Source organism: Pseudomonas sp. TH39(2020), assembly GCF_016650715.1.
GTDB lineage: Bacteria > Pseudomonadota > Gammaproteobacteria > Pseudomonadales > Pseudomonadaceae > Aquipseudomonas > Aquipseudomonas mandelii_C.
In genome coordinates this window covers 285,870-299,424 of sequence record NZ_JAEKFF010000003.1, presented here as the reverse complement: position 1 = coordinate 299,424, position 13,555 = coordinate 285,870, and the positions used below count along the sequence as shown (strand labels likewise).

Genomic DNA, 13,555 nt, shown 5'->3' with positions numbered 1-13,555 from the left:
ACCCCGTCCATCAAAGATCGAACCGGTCCACGGCCCGACGCCGCTCATTGTCATCGCGCACATCGTAGTTGGCCGTGGTCTGGATGTTGCTGTGATGGGCGAGTTTCTGGGCGATCGACAAGTCGTACTCCTCAATCACTCGGGTAATGAACGAACGTCGAAAATCATGCGGCATGATTTTCACCCCGACCTGCGCCCCCCGCTGTCGGGCGATGTAATAGATCGCATGTTTGGTGATGCGCTCGCGGGTGATGTGACTGCCGCGACGGATGCGGTTGAACAGGAACGGATCGTCCGTTTCGCCCTCCTTCAGTAGCGAGCGCCGCAGTTCCAGCCAGTCATTGAGCTTGGCGAACGCCCAGGCCGGTGCGTACTTGATCAATTGCTTGTTGCCCTTGGCGGTCACACGAAGGCTGCGCTCGGCAAAATCGACCTGGTTCAGGTCCAGGTTCACCGATTCCGATTTGCGCATGCCCGAGCCATACAAAATCCCGATGATCGCCGCATCCCTCAACCCTTGTGGCCGTGGATCGGCGGCGCAGACTGCCATCAATTCCTGGATCAGCGTGCGCCTGAGGTTACGCCCCTGGGACAATCGCGTACCGGAAATCCCCTTCACCGAACGCATTTTCAGCAAGTGTTCCTGACTGATCAGGCTCATGCGCCACGCCTCGTTCATCACCCCGCGCACCGCGTTGACGTACAGCGAAGAGGTGTTTGGCGCGTAGCCGTCGGTGCGCAAGGTTGCCACCAGCGCAATGACATCTTCCGGTTGCAGGTTGTGCCAGGGAATCTCCTCAACGTTCATGTCTTCGAAGCCCAACCGGTCAGCAGCGTCCTGCAACACGTAACGCATGGTCAGTTGGCTGGAGGGCGCCAGGCGTGCCAGGTACAGGGTCAGCGGATTGGTCTTTGAGGAAATTGAGTCGGTAGCGGGTAAGTCAATCAAACGAAACGGCCTTGAGTGGAAACAGTTTATTAAACAACTAAGGATTGAAACATCCTTCATGTAAAGCGGAACACTTCTATAGGACTTTCGACTAAAAAACGCGATGAGCGGCAGAAGTCTGAACAGTGGCTGTATGACGTTCAGATAAACGATTCGGCGACCGGTTTTTCATGTTCCTTTCACAAAATCGGGAATAACCTCAACGGGTCCAGCCTGTCTCTTGGCGACGGACCAAACTGCCGGGCACGGCAGAAATTGTCAACAGATGTAAATCGCCAGGTATTTCGGGTAACTAATTGATGCAGCTTTTGTTTTAGCGTCTACGCTTGCAGTGGATCCAAATTTTTTTAGCCTCACAGGCTATTCATTTTTAAGCCCCGAGGTGCCCATGAGCCAGGCTTTTCTCCCCTTCTCCCGCCCGAGTATCGGCGATGAAGAAATTGCCGCCGTAGAGCAAGTATTGCGCTCCGGCTGGATCACTACCGGGCCCAAAAACCAGGAACTGGAAGAACAATTCGCCAACTATGTGGGTTGTCGTCATGCCGTGGCACTGTCCTCGGCGACCGGCGGGATGCACATCACTTTATTGGCATTGGGCATTGGTCCGGGCGATGAAGTCATTACGCCGTCCCAAACCTGGGTATCCACCGCCAACATGATCTGCCTGTTGGGCGCGACACCGGTGTTCGTCGACGTTGACCGCGACACGCTGATGAGTGACCTGGCAAGCATCGAAGCAGCGATCACGCCGCGCACCAAAGCCATCATTCCAGTGCATTACGCCGGTGCCGCATTCGATCTCGATCCGCTTTATGCGTTGGCCGACAAACACGGCATCCCGGTCATCGAGGACGCCGCTCACGCAGCAGGCACCCTCTACAAAGGTCGGCATGTCGGCGCAAAAGGCACGGCGATCTTCTCGTTCCACGCGATCAAGAACATGACCTGCGCCGAGGGCGCGATGTTCGTCAGTGACGATGAAGCCCTCGCCAGTCGGGTGCGCATGCTCAAGTTCCATGGCCTCGGTGTCGACGCCTATGACCGCCTGACGCATGGCCGCAAACCCCAGGCGCAGGTCATGGAGCCCGGCTTCAAGTACAACCTGGCCGACATCAATGCCGCCATCGCCTTGGTGCAACTCAAGCGACTGGACGACATCAACGCCAAACGCACGGAGCTGGCCACTACTTATTTGCAGCGACTGGAAGGTTTGCCGGTGCAACCCCTGGCCCTTCCAGCTTATGCGCAGCAGCACGCCTGGCACCTGTTCATCCTGCGGATCGACAGCGAGCGCTGCGGTCTGGACCGTGAAGCGTTCATGAAGGCCTTGCAGGAACAGAACATCGGCACCGGCATTCATTTCATTGCCACTCACCTGCACACCTACTACCGCCAGCGCTTCCCCAACATCTACCTACCCAACACCGAATGGAACTCGGCGCGGCTGTGTTCGATCCCGTTGTTCCCCGACATGACCAACGATGATGTCGATCGTGTCGTCGGGGCCATTGAAAACATTATGGACAGAAGCCTGTGAAACCTTATCCGATCCGTTGCGTGTCGATCGTCATCCCGGTCTACAACGAACAGGACAGCCTGCCCGAGTTGCTCAGGCGCACTGAAGCGGCGTGCCAACTGCTGCACCATGACTACGAAATCGTACTGGTCGATGACGGCAGCCGCGATAACTCGGCGCAAATCCTCGAAGAGGCCGCCCAACGCGAATGCAGCGCGGTGGTGGCGGTCATTCTCAACCGTAACTACGGCCAGCACGCAGCAATCATGGCCGGTTTCGAACAGTGCAAGGGCGATGTGGTGATTACCCTCGACGCCGACCTGCAAAACCCTCCCGAAGAGATCCCGCGGTTAGTGGCTCAGGCCGAACTCGGCTATGACGTGGTCGCCACCGTGCGCAACAACCGTCAGGACTCGGCGCTGCGCCGCTGGCCGTCGAAGCTGATCAACCTGGCCGTGCAGCGCTCCACCGGCGTTGCCATGAGCGACTACGGCTGCATGCTGCGCGCTTATCGCCGAACGATTGTCGATGCCATGCTCGCCTGCCGTGAACGCAGCACCTTTATCCCGATCCTGGCCAACAGCTTCGCCCGGCACACCACGGAAATCGTGGTGATGCACGCCGAACGCGAACACGGCGAATCCAAATACAGCCCCATGCGCCTGGTCAACCTGATGTTCGACCTGATCACCTGCATGACCACCACGCCTCTGCGTTTGTTGAGCATTGTCGGCTTCGGCATGGCGGCGCTCGGCTTGATATTTGCCACGGTGTTGATCGTGTTGCGCGTGGCCTTCGGCGCCCATTGGGCCGGCGACGGGACATTCGTGCTGTTCGCCGTGCTGTTCATCTTCACCGGTGGCCAGTTTATCGGCATGGGCCTGTTGGGCGAGTACCTGGGGCGCATGTACGGCGACGTGCGCGCCCGCCCCCGGTTCTTTATAGAAAAAGTTCTGCGTAACCAACCCGCTGCTCCTGCTCCCGTTATCACCGTCGACGGTCTCACCTCCACTTCTTCAGATCAGGTTCACTCATGAGTGCAAAAGCTGTTGTCTTCGCCTATCACGATATTGGCTGTGCCGGCATCGAATCCCTGCTTAATTGCGGTTATGACATTGCCGCTGTGTTTACTCATCCTGATGATCCGAAGGAAAACGCGTTCTACGGCTCCGTTGCGCAACTGTGCGCCCGCAAGGGTATCCCGGTGCACGCCCCGGAAGATGCCAACCACCCACTGTGGATCGAGCGCATCAGTAAGCTCAACCCCGATTACCTGTTCTCGTTCTACTACCGCAACCTGTTGAGCGAACCGCTGTTGGCCACCGCCAGCAAAGGCGCCTTCAACCTGCACGGTTCGTTGCTGCCGCGCTACCGTGGACGCGCGCCGGCCAACTGGGTGCTGGTCAACGGTGAGACCGAAACCGGCGTCACCCTGCACCGCATGGTCAAACGGGCAGATGCCGGCGCAATCATCGCCCAGAAACGAGTGGCGATTGAGCGCAGCGACACGGCGTTGAGCCTGCACGGAAAATTACGCCTGGCCGCTACCGACTTGTTGCGTGACACGCTACCAGCGTTGCTCCAGGGCAAAGTCAGCGAAACCCCTCAGGACGAATCCAAAGCCACGGTGTTTGGCCGCCGCACCCCGGCCGACGGCAAACTGCTCTGGAGCAAACCGGCGGAACAACTGTTCAATCTGGTTCGCGCCGTCACCCAGCCTTACCCGGGCGCATTCTGCGCCGTCGGCGAACACAAGCTGATTGTCTGGAGCGCAGAAGTCGCCCAAGGCAATGAAGGCCAGGCACCGGGACGGGTCATCAGCGTCGACCCGCTGCGAATCGCCTGCGGCGAAGATTCCCTGGTGATCACTGCCGGCCAGCGCAACGACAACGGTCTGTACCTGAGCGGCCCGCAACTGGCCAACGAACTGGGACTGGTGGACGGTTCCGTGCTGCGTGGCGCCGAGTCGGGTCGTGCCCCGCGTCGCACTCGCGTGCTGATCCTCGGCGTCAACGGCTTCATCGGCAATCACCTGTCCGAGCGCCTGCTGCGCGACGACAAGTACGAAGTGTATGGCCTGGACATCGGTTCGGACGCCATTGAGCGTCTGCGCAGCCATCCGAATTTCCACTTTGTCGAAGGTGACATCAGCATCCACTCCGAGTGGATCGAATACCACATCAAGAAGTGCGACGTGATCCTGCCACTGGTGGCGATCGCCACTCCGATCGAGTACACCCGCAACCCGCTGCGGGTGTTCGAACTGGACTTTGAAGAGAACCTGAAGCTGGTTCGCTACTGCGTCAAATACAACAAACGCGTGATCTTCCCGTCGACGTCCGAAGTCTATGGCATGTGCCAGGACCAGAACTTCGACGAAGACACCTCCAACCTCATCGTCGGTCCGATCAACAAGCAGCGCTGGATCTACTCGATCTCCAAGCAACTGCTCGACCGCGTGATCTGGGCCTACGGCCAGAAAGGCCTGAACTTCACGCTGTTCCGCCCTTTCAACTGGATGGGCCCACGCCTCGACCGCCTGGACTCGGCGCGTATCGGCAGTTCCCGCGCGATCACCCAACTGATCCTGAACCTGGTGGAAGGCACGCCGATTCGCCTGTTCGATGGCGGTGAGCAAAAACGTTGCTTCACCGACATTGCCGATGGCGTGGAAGCGCTGGCGCGGATCATCGACAACGACAACGACGCCTGCAACGGCCAGATCATCAACATCGGCAACCCGGACAACGAAGCCAGCATCCGTCAGTTGGGCGAAGAGCTGCTGCGTCAGTTCGAAGCGCACCCGTTGCGCGACAACTTCCCTCCGTTCGCCGGGTTCCGCGATGTCGAAAGCAAAGCGTTCTATGGCACCGGTTACCAGGACGTGTCCCACCGCAAACCGAGCATCGCCAACGCCAAGCGCCTGCTGGACTGGACGCCGACCGTGGAAATGAGTGAAACCATCGGCAACACGCTGGACTTCTTCTTGCGTGAAGCCATGCTCGAAATCGCGGACAAGCGTTAATGCAGGCAGGTCTTCGAATCGATGTCGACACGTACCGAGGCACCCGTGAGGGGGTGCCGCGGTTGCTGGAAATCCTCGATGAAGCGCAGGTCAAGGCGACGTTTTTCTTCAGCGTCGGGCCGGACAACATGGGGCGTCATTTATGGCGCCTGATCCGGCCACAATTTCTCTGGAAAATGCTCCGCTCCAACGCGGCCGGCCTGTACGGCTGGGACATTTTGCTGGCCGGCACCGCGTGGCCCGGCAAACCGATCGGCCGTGATCTGGGGCATTTGATGCGTCAAGCCGCGGCAGCCGGGCATGAAGTCGGCCTGCACGCCTGGGATCATCACGGCTGGCAGGCCAATGCCGGGCGCTGGAGCGACAAGCAACTGATCGAGCAACTTCGCCGGGGCGTGGACACCCTCGCCGACATCCTTGGGCAAAACGTCGAGTGCTCGGCGTGCGCCGGGTGGCGGGCCGACGAACGCGTGATCGAGGCCAAACAGGCGTTCAGTTTCCGCTACAACAGCGATTGTCGGGGGCAGAGCCTGTTCCAGCCGAGATTGTCCAATGGCGGTTTGGGTGCGCCGCAGATTCCGGTGGACCTGCCGACCTTCGATGAGGTGGTCGGCCCCAGTGTGGCGGCCAAGGACTTCAACGCGTTCATTCTTGATCGCTTCAGCTCTGAAAAGCTCAACGTCTACACAATCCATGCCGAGGTAGAAGGGATTCTGATGGCCAACGATTTTCGTCAACTGCTGGCCGATGCGCGCCAGCGAAACATCCATTTTCAACCCTTGGGCGATCTGCTGCCCGAGGCGCCCGACTCCTTGCCGGTCGGCCGAGTGCTGCGTGGCACGCTCGAAGGACGCGAAGGCTGGTTGGGGGTGCAAGGCGTATGAGCAAGCGCTGGGCATTACCGTTGTTGCTGGCCATCTTCGCTCTGGCTTATCTGCTGCCGCTGGGCAGCCATGGCCTATGGATTCCTGACGAAACCCGTTACGCCCAGATCAGCCAGGACATGCTCCTGAGCGGCAACTGGGTGTCGCCGCACTTCATGAGCCTGCGCTATTTCGAAAAACCGGTGGCCGGTTACTGGATGATCGCCATCGGCCAGGCGCTGTTTGGCGACAACCTGTTCGGTGTCCGTATCGCATCGGCCTTCAGCACCGGGCTTAGCGTGTTGTTGTGCTACCTGATTGCCCGCAGGCTCTGGAACGAGCCGCGCAAGAGCTTCGCCTGCGCGCTGCTCTACATGAGTTTCGTGATCGTTTCCGGCCAAGCCGGTTACGCCAACCTCGATCCGCAATTCACGTTCTGGGTCAATTTGAGTCTGGTTGCCTTGTGGTTTGCCCTGGACAGCGTCAGCCGTGGCCAGCGCCTGATCGGTTGGGCGGCGTTGGGCCTGGCCTGCGGCATGGGGTTCATGACCAAGGGCTTTCTCGCCTGGCTGCTGCCGGTGCTGATCGCCCTGCCCTGGATGATCTGGCAAAAACGCTGGCGCGAACTGTTGATCTACGGTCCGTTGGCGATTGTCGTGGCCATCGCCGTCAGCTTGCCGTGGGCCTTGGCGGTACACGCGCAGGAGCCCGATTACTGGCGGTTCTTCTTCTGGCACGAACACATTCGCCGTTTCGCCGGCGACGATGCCCAGCACGACGCGCCGTGGTGGTTCTATTTGCCGTTACTGGTGGCGTTCAGTCTGCCGTGGGTGGCGTTGCTGCCGTCGGCGCTGAAGCAGGCGTGGGACACACGACGCCAGGCCAACATCGCTTTCCTGCTGCTGTGGCTGCTGATGCCGCTGATTTTTTTCAGCCTGAGCAACGGCAAGCTGCCGACCTACATCATGCCGTGCCTGTTGCCATTGGCGTTGCTGCTGGGCCATGCACTGGTGGACCGCTTGAAACTTGAGCAAGGCCGGGTACTGGGCATCAATGGTCTGCTGAATCTGCTGCTCGGTCTGACAACCCTGTCGGCTCTGGTCTACCTGCAACTGAAGAAGCCGCTCTACAACCATGAACTGCACAACCTGGTGCTGGTGTTCATCGGCCTGACCGGCTGGATCATGGCCAACCTGCTGCAAGCCTTCAGACCTCTGCAATGCTGGGCGGCGCCAGCCTTCGGCAGTCTGCTGCTGATCGGCCTGTTGCCGGCCGGGCTGCCCGAATCGGTAGTCGCCAACAAGATGCCCGATCAATTCATCCTCGAGCATGCCCAGGAACTCGGGCAGACCGACCAGTTGCTGAGCAACGACCTTGGCGCCGCCGCGGCCCTGGCCTGGCGCCTGCAACGCCCGGACGTGGCGTTGTACAACACGATAGGCGAATTGAAATATGGCCTTGCCTATCCTGACGGCGCACAGCAACAAGTCGATCCGAACCGGGTTCAAGCGTGGATGACCGAAGCCCGCCAGAGCGGTTCGGTCGGCGTGGTCATGCGCATCAAGGGTGACGACGAGTTGCACGAAATCGACCGGCTGCCCAAGGATGGCAAGCGCTATGAACAAGGCAACATTGTGATTCTGATTTTTCCTCAGGAGGCGTCATGAGCCTGTTACTGCTCCTGGCCGCCTGCCTGCTGACCTGCCTGGGCCAGATCGCCCAGAAGTACGCCGTGGAAAGCTGGCGCGGCAAGACGTCAGGCTGGAGCGAGAAACTGCGTTCGCCGTGGTTGTGGCTGGCGCTCGCCTCTTTGGGACTGGGCTTATTGGTGTGGCTGCTGGTGTTGCAGCGTCTCGAAGTCGGCGTCGCCTACCCGATGCTGAGCCTCAATTTCGTGCTGATCACCCTGGTCGCCCGCTTCGTTTTCCACGAAATCATCGACCGTCGCCACTGGATCGGCGTGGCGTTGGTGATCAGTGGCGTCGTTCTGCTGGGGCAACACACATGAACCTGCGTCGCGGAATCACCTTCGCGCTGGGCAGTGTGCTGCTGGTCAGTGCCGCGCAATTGGGTATGCGCTGGAGCATGAGCCGCCTGCCATCGCCTGAGCACTGGTTCACCACCAGCATTGATTTATCCGCTGTCGCGGTGGTGCTGATCGCCATTCTCGCTTATGCCCTGTCGATGCTCTGCTGGCTCGCCGCCCTGCGGGATTTACCGCTGGGCCGGGCTTATTCGCTGCTGAGCATCAGCTACGCGCTGGTGTACCTGCTGGCCGCCAGCCTGCCGCTGTTCAACGAAGCGTTCAGCCTTTCAAAAACCATCGGGGTGGCCTTGGTCATCCTCGGTGTCATTACCATTAATTCTCGGCCTGCTCGCACGCGCGAACTCAGGAGTGCCCCATGAAAATCAGTGTATTTGGTAGCGGTTACGTTGGTCTGGTGCAAGCCGCCGTCCTGGCAGAAGTTGGCCACGACGTGGTCTGCATGGACATTGACGAGAAGAAAATCGCACTGTTGCAACAAGGCCATGTGAGCATTTTCGAACCGGGGCTCGCCAGCCTGGTGCGCGAAAGCCTGGAAGCCAAACGTCTACAGTTCACCACCGACGAAAAACTCGCGGTTCAGCATGGCCAGGTGTTGTTTATCGCGGTCGGTACACCGTCCCAGGAGGATGGTTCGGCGGACTTGCGTTATGTGCTGTCGGTGGGAGAAGCCGTGGCGCGTCATCGTGAACAACCGGTGATTCTGGTGGAGAAATCCACGGTGCCGGTGGGCACGGGTGACACCTTGCGCGCGCACATCGACAAGTGCCTGATCAAGGTCGGCCGCTTGCTGCAGTTCGATATCGTCTCCAACCCGGAATTTTTGAAAGAAGGCTCGGCCGTGGCCGATTGTCGGCGCCCGGACCGGATCATCATCGGCTGCGAACGCGATGAAGTGCGTGAGGTGATGCGTGACCTCTACGGGCCCTTCAACCGCAATCATGACCGCGTCATGTTCATGGACCTGCGCAGCGCCGAGCTGACCAAGTACGCCGCCAACTGCATGCTGGCGACCAAGATCAGCTTCATCAACCAAATCGCCGAACTGGCCGAACACCTGGGCGCCGACATCGAATCGGTGCGCCTGGGCATCGGTGCCGATTCGCGCATTGGCTACCATTTCATCTACCCCGGTTGCGGTTATGGCGGCTCGTGCTTTCCCAAGGACATGCGTGCGCTGATCCACAGCGCCGAAGAGGCGCATTGCTCCAACGATTTGCTGAAAGCGGTAGAAGCCATCAACGAGCGTCAGAAGCACAAGCTGTTCGAGCGCATCAATGCGTTCTACAAGGGGGATTTGCGCGGCAAGACCTTTGCCGTGTGGGGACTGGCGTTCAAACCGAACACCGACGACATGCGCGATGCACCGAGTCGGGTGCTGCTCGAATCGCTGTGGGCCGCCGGAGCCAGCGTCCGCGCGTTCGACCCGGAAGCCATGCAGGAAACCCAGCAACTGTATCCCAATGAACCCAAGTTGATGCTCATGGGCACACCGGAATCGGTATTGTCCGGCGCTGACGCGTTGATCATCTGCACCGAATGGCAGCAGTTCAAAGCTCCGGATTTCGACCTGATCGAACAGCGGCTCAACGCACCGGTGATCTTCGACGGACGCAACCTCTACGACGCCGATCGCCTGGCCCGCGCGGGTTTCAAATACTTCCCGATGGGCCGCGGTGAATCGCGCAATCTGCCGATTCCGCATCAGCAGTGGCCCGCCGCTTCGGTCATCGCTTGATTTCGATGTCACCCGGTATCCGCCGACAGTCTCTAGGCCTAGGGCTGTTGGCGCTGCTGCTGTTGAGCGCCGGGGTGTATCAGCAGGCGGTGATCGGCTTCGATTCGCGTTTTGTGCTGTTCGCTCAGGAGATGCTGCGCCACGGGCCATCCTTTTTTCCGACCACCTATGGCCAGCCGTATGCGGACTACTCTGCGCTGACGACGCTGTTCATCTGGCTGCTGTCGCTGCCGTTCGGTCAGGTCAACAGCCTGACGGCCTGGTTGCCGAGCGCCTTTGCCGGGGCGGTAATCGTCACGTTGATGTACCGGTTGCTGGCGCCCTACTCCCAGCGCTGGGCGGTGCTGAGCATCGCCCTGATGCTGCTGACCAACACCTTTGTCACCGAAGCCCGCGCCGTGTCCCTGGATTTGATGCTCGCGGCGGTGGCATTTTCAGTGTTCTACCTGGGCTATGCCGCCGATCATTTCGCAGCAAAGCGCCGGTGGTGGCTGATCTTTGCCTTGTTGCTGCTGGGCTTCGGGATTCGCGGGCCGATCGGGCTGGTGATTCCCACTGGCATGCTGTGCAGCTATTTTTTGCTCAATCGACAATGGCAGCATTTTTTTGGTTTTGGCCTGGTGGCGGCGGTGCTGCTGGCCGTGTGCGTCGGTGTGCTGCTGTGGCTGGCGGAAGCCATTGGCGGCCCGGACTTCATGCACGACGTGGTGCGCATGCAGTTCATGGGGCGCCTGGACGGTAGCGAAGGCGTCAGCGGTTCGCTGTACTACTTCACCGGCTCGGTGGGCAACTATGCGCTCGCGTATCCGTTGGCGTTGCTGGTACTGGCCGCCGTCTGGCTGACAACTCCACGGCAGGCCGGTCCCGCGTTGCGCCTGTTGCAGTACTGCACGGCAGCCGGCCTGATCGTGATGGTCGGGCTCTCGATACCCCAGGCCAAAAAGGCCCGTTATCTGCTGCCGATGTTACCCATGGCGGCGATCATTGCGGCGTATCCGTTTCAGGTGGCGCAAGGTCGGGTATTCGTCTGGTTGCGGGGGTTGATGCAAGGGGTGTGGTTGTTGATTCCCGCCCTGTTGGCCGTTGGATTGATGGTCGCTCACCGACGTTTTTCCGAGCAAATGCCGGGGCTGCTTTCTATTTTTATCATTCTTGGCGTGCTGCAAGTCATTGCGCTGGCGGTGCTTTTGCGGCCCGGCTGGCAGGCTCAGACACTGGCCTTGTGCGCGGTCCTGGCGTTGTGGTCGGTCTACATTCTGGTATTCGAACCGGTTGAACGCCGACTCTACGACACCCGGACTTTCAGCCGCGCGGCATTCGCACTGGTCCAGAAAGACCCGGCGCCTCTGGTGCTGCACGCCATGGGTAAAGACGCCAAGGCAATCAAGTTCATGGTTAACATCGAGCAGGACGTACAGCCGGTTTTTACCGAATCAATCCAGGAGCTGGAAAACCTTCAGGGGTCGCATTGGCTGATGATGGATGAAAACGACTACCGCGCCCTGCAAGGCACACCTTTGGGTGCGTTGCCGCCCATTTTGAGCGGCAGTTTCGACAAAAACGATTACGTCCTGCTGCACCTCAATCCCTTGTAGCAGCTGCCGAGCCTGCGAGGCTGCGTTCGGCGACGCAGTCGTCGCAACACCTGCGCATGAGGTCTTCCTGAAACACCGCGTTGCCTGGGTTCACGACGACTTCGTCGCCGAACGCAGCCTCGCAGGCTCGCAGGCTCGGCAGCTGCTACATTGGCCCGCATGAATTTCACTAATCGCCGTGCCCAACTTGCCGACGCCTCCGACCTCCCCGCCATTGAACGCTCGGCGGCCGAGTTGTTTCGCTGCGACCCGTCCTTGGCCTGGCTTGCCGATGCAGAGGTGACCGATGCCGAACAACATCGCCGGGCAATCGAGACGGATGAGGTTTGGGTTGCGCAATCCCCTGATGGCGAACTTATGGGATTTCTCAGCGCTGTTGAAGTCGACAACGAACTGCATATTCAGGAACTGTCCGTCAGACAATGCTTCCAGGGCCGGGGCGCGGGTCGCAAGTTACTGTTAACCGCGGTTGCGCATGCCCGGGATCGAGCACTCTATGGCCTGACGCTGACCACGTTCCGCGACTTGCCGTGGAATGAACCGTTCTATCAGCACCAGGGCTTTGAAACATTGAGCCCAGCACAATTGGGTCCGCGATTAGCGACTGTATTAAACAACGAAGTCACCCACGGCTTACCCGGTGAACGGCGTTGTGCGATGCGTTTGCGTCTTAGAGCGGCGCCTTCAAATCAACCCCCAACGCCTGGGCAAACGCCTTGACCAGCGGACTGCGCACAGTGTTGTGGCGAAGGATCAGATTGAACGGCGTGACGATGTGGATCAGGTCCGGGCGCACCGCGCGAAATAGCCCCTGAGCGACCATCGAGGCAGCGTAATGCTGTGGCAGAAAACCCACGAAACGCCCGGTCTTGATCAACAATGCCACCGCTTCGACCTGGCTGGCCGAGGCGGAGAAGCTGTCGTAGTGAGCAAAATTCAGTTTGTCGCGATGGATCGCATAGCGATGGTTGATGCACTCGTAATCCTTGAGCACATGACTGCCGATTTCTGCGTCCGGCACCGAGAACAACGGATGACCGACCGCGCAATAAACTTCGGAGCGTTCTTCGTACAACGAGTAATAATCGAACTCTTCCCTTTTCTGATAAACCGGCACGATCCCCGCCACTAACCGTCCCTCTACGACGCCTCTTTCCACCTCATCCAACTGAGAGGCTTGAAGTTGGAACCTGACTTTAGGTGATGTTTCATTAATTATTCTAAGCGCAGCAACTAACGGCGAATTAACATCGGAAATCGTATTATCAATAACCCCCACACCAAGGTCACCGATCAGTTCGTTTTGTGCTGAACTAAGTCGATCACGAAAGTTGTCGACCGAGGCAAATAAATCAATGGACGCCTGATACACCAGACGGCCCTCTTCGGTCAGATGAAAACCCTCGCGACCGCGGGTGCACAGGCGCATGCCGATGCGAATCTCCAGGTCGGAAATCTGTTTGCTGATGGCTGCCAGTCCCACATTCAGCTCGTTCTGGGCGGCACTGAAGCCGCCGGCCTCGACCACGGCCTTGAACACTTTGAGCAGTTTGAAGTCCAGACCGCTGAGGGTCAGCGGTGCCCGATGGCCCGTTTTCAGCGGCGGGTTTCCGGAATTGGAAAGTGGGGTTTCCATAATGCCTATTTACCTCTGACGCCCTATTCAACAACCTGTGTCCAACAACAAAAATAGTGCTGGTAAATAATAATGACCACAGAAAACCAGGCTTGGCAACCGCTAATAAATCCCGCACATCAGTGCCAACTCACTGATTTCGAACTATTAAAAGCTGACGCTTCAATCAGCTCTCGCAACGATGCAACT

At 59.1% G+C, this 13,555-nt stretch carries 12 protein-coding genes; 10 read left to right on the top strand and 2 right to left on the bottom strand.

Going from position 1 to position 13,555, the window contains the following annotated elements; all coding sequences use genetic code 11:
- Positions 1-10: 10 nt before the first annotated feature.
- Positions 11-949, bottom strand: a complete 939-nt coding sequence (locus tag JFU47_RS03770) for a site-specific integrase (protein ID WP_201181024.1) — start codon at positions 947-949, stop codon at positions 11-13.
- Between the two features lie 388 nt (positions 950-1,337).
- Between JFU47_RS03770 and arnB the strand changes: the two genes are divergently transcribed.
- The 10 genes from arnB to JFU47_RS03720 all read left to right on the top strand — a co-directional run bounded on the left by arnB (position 1,338) and on the right by JFU47_RS03720 (position 12,450).
- A complete protein-coding gene (gene arnB / locus JFU47_RS03765; protein ID WP_123364072.1) occupies positions 1,338-2,486 on the top strand; it encodes a UDP-4-amino-4-deoxy-L-arabinose aminotransferase in 1,149 nt (382 codons plus the stop codon).
- On the top strand, positions 2,483-3,502 hold the full coding sequence (arnC, locus tag JFU47_RS03760) for an undecaprenyl-phosphate 4-deoxy-4-formamido-L-arabinose transferase (RefSeq protein ID WP_123364073.1): 1,020 nt from the start codon (positions 2,483-2,485) through the stop codon (positions 3,500-3,502). The genes arnB and arnC overlap by 4 nt, the downstream gene beginning before the upstream one ends.
- Positions 3,499-5,490, top strand: a complete 1,992-nt coding sequence (gene arnA, locus JFU47_RS03755) for a bifunctional UDP-4-amino-4-deoxy-L-arabinose formyltransferase/UDP-glucuronic acid oxidase ArnA (protein WP_201181015.1) — start codon at positions 3,499-3,501, stop codon at positions 5,488-5,490. The genes arnC and arnA overlap by 4 nt, the downstream gene beginning before the upstream one ends.
- Positions 5,490-6,374, top strand: coding sequence for a 4-deoxy-4-formamido-L-arabinose-phosphoundecaprenol deformylase (gene arnD / locus JFU47_RS03750; RefSeq protein WP_201181013.1), 885 nt, complete (start codon positions 5,490-5,492; stop codon positions 6,372-6,374). Before arnA ends, arnD begins: the two co-directional genes overlap by 1 nt.
- Entirely contained in the window at positions 6,371-8,020 is a 1,650-nt protein-coding gene (arnT, locus tag JFU47_RS03745; RefSeq protein WP_201181011.1) for a lipid IV(A) 4-amino-4-deoxy-L-arabinosyltransferase, read from the top strand. The genes arnD and arnT overlap by 4 nt, the downstream gene beginning before the upstream one ends.
- Positions 8,017-8,361, top strand: coding sequence for a 4-amino-4-deoxy-L-arabinose-phosphoundecaprenol flippase subunit ArnE (gene arnE / locus JFU47_RS03740; protein WP_140678885.1), 345 nt, complete (start codon positions 8,017-8,019; stop codon positions 8,359-8,361). The genes arnT and arnE overlap by 4 nt, the downstream gene beginning before the upstream one ends.
- On the top strand, positions 8,358-8,759 hold the full coding sequence (gene arnF, locus JFU47_RS03735) for a 4-amino-4-deoxy-L-arabinose-phosphoundecaprenol flippase subunit ArnF (RefSeq protein ID WP_123364078.1): 402 nt from the start codon (positions 8,358-8,360) through the stop codon (positions 8,757-8,759). The genes arnE and arnF overlap by 4 nt, the downstream gene beginning before the upstream one ends.
- Positions 8,756-10,135, top strand: coding sequence for a UDP-glucose dehydrogenase family protein (locus JFU47_RS03730; RefSeq protein WP_201181009.1), 1,380 nt, complete (start codon positions 8,756-8,758; stop codon positions 10,133-10,135). Before arnF ends, JFU47_RS03730 begins: the two co-directional genes overlap by 4 nt.
- Before the next feature lie 5 nt (positions 10,136-10,140).
- Entirely contained in the window at positions 10,141-11,730 is a 1,590-nt protein-coding gene (locus JFU47_RS03725; protein WP_201181007.1) for an ArnT family glycosyltransferase, read from the top strand.
- Between the two features lie 159 nt (positions 11,731-11,889).
- A complete protein-coding gene (locus JFU47_RS03720) occupies positions 11,890-12,450 on the top strand; it encodes a GNAT family N-acetyltransferase (protein ID WP_201181000.1) in 561 nt (186 codons plus the stop codon).
- On the opposite strand, the gene JFU47_RS03715 is transcribed toward JFU47_RS03720, so the two are convergent.
- A complete protein-coding gene (locus tag JFU47_RS03715; protein WP_140678891.1) occupies positions 12,401-13,366 on the bottom strand; it encodes a LysR family transcriptional regulator in 966 nt (321 codons plus the stop codon). The two genes, JFU47_RS03720 and JFU47_RS03715, sit on opposite strands and share 50 nt — an antisense overlap.
- Between the last annotated feature and the right edge of the window lie 189 nt (positions 13,367-13,555).

What these genes read in the sequence shown, in the direction of transcription:
- JFU47_RS03725 (WP_201181007.1), top strand. Translation starts at nt 10,141, where the DNA reads ATGTCACCCGGTATCCGCCGACAGTCTCTAGGCCTAGGGCTGTTGGCG.
- JFU47_RS03730 (WP_201181009.1), top strand. Translation starts at nt 8,756, where the DNA reads ATGAAAATCAGTGTATTTGGTAGCGGTTACGTTGGTCTGGTGCAAGCC.
- arnF (WP_123364078.1), top strand. Translation starts at nt 8,358, where the DNA reads ATGAACCTGCGTCGCGGAATCACCTTCGCGCTGGGCAGTGTGCTGCTG.
- arnB (WP_123364072.1), top strand. Translation starts at nt 1,338, where the DNA reads ATGAGCCAGGCTTTTCTCCCCTTCTCCCGCCCGAGTATCGGCGATGAA.
- arnE (WP_140678885.1), top strand. Translation starts at nt 8,017, where the DNA reads ATGAGCCTGTTACTGCTCCTGGCCGCCTGCCTGCTGACCTGCCTGGGC.
- arnA (WP_201181015.1), top strand. Translation starts at nt 3,499, where the DNA reads ATGAGTGCAAAAGCTGTTGTCTTCGCCTATCACGATATTGGCTGTGCC.
- arnT (WP_201181011.1), top strand. Translation starts at nt 6,371, where the DNA reads ATGAGCAAGCGCTGGGCATTACCGTTGTTGCTGGCCATCTTCGCTCTG.
- JFU47_RS03715 (WP_140678891.1), bottom strand. Translation starts at nt 13,366, where the DNA reads ATGGAAACCCCACTTTCCAATTCCGGAAACCCGCCGCTGAAAACGGGC.
- JFU47_RS03720 (WP_201181000.1), top strand. Translation starts at nt 11,890, where the DNA reads ATGAATTTCACTAATCGCCGTGCCCAACTTGCCGACGCCTCCGACCTC.
- arnD (WP_201181013.1), top strand. Translation starts at nt 5,490, where the DNA reads ATGCAGGCAGGTCTTCGAATCGATGTCGACACGTACCGAGGCACCCGT.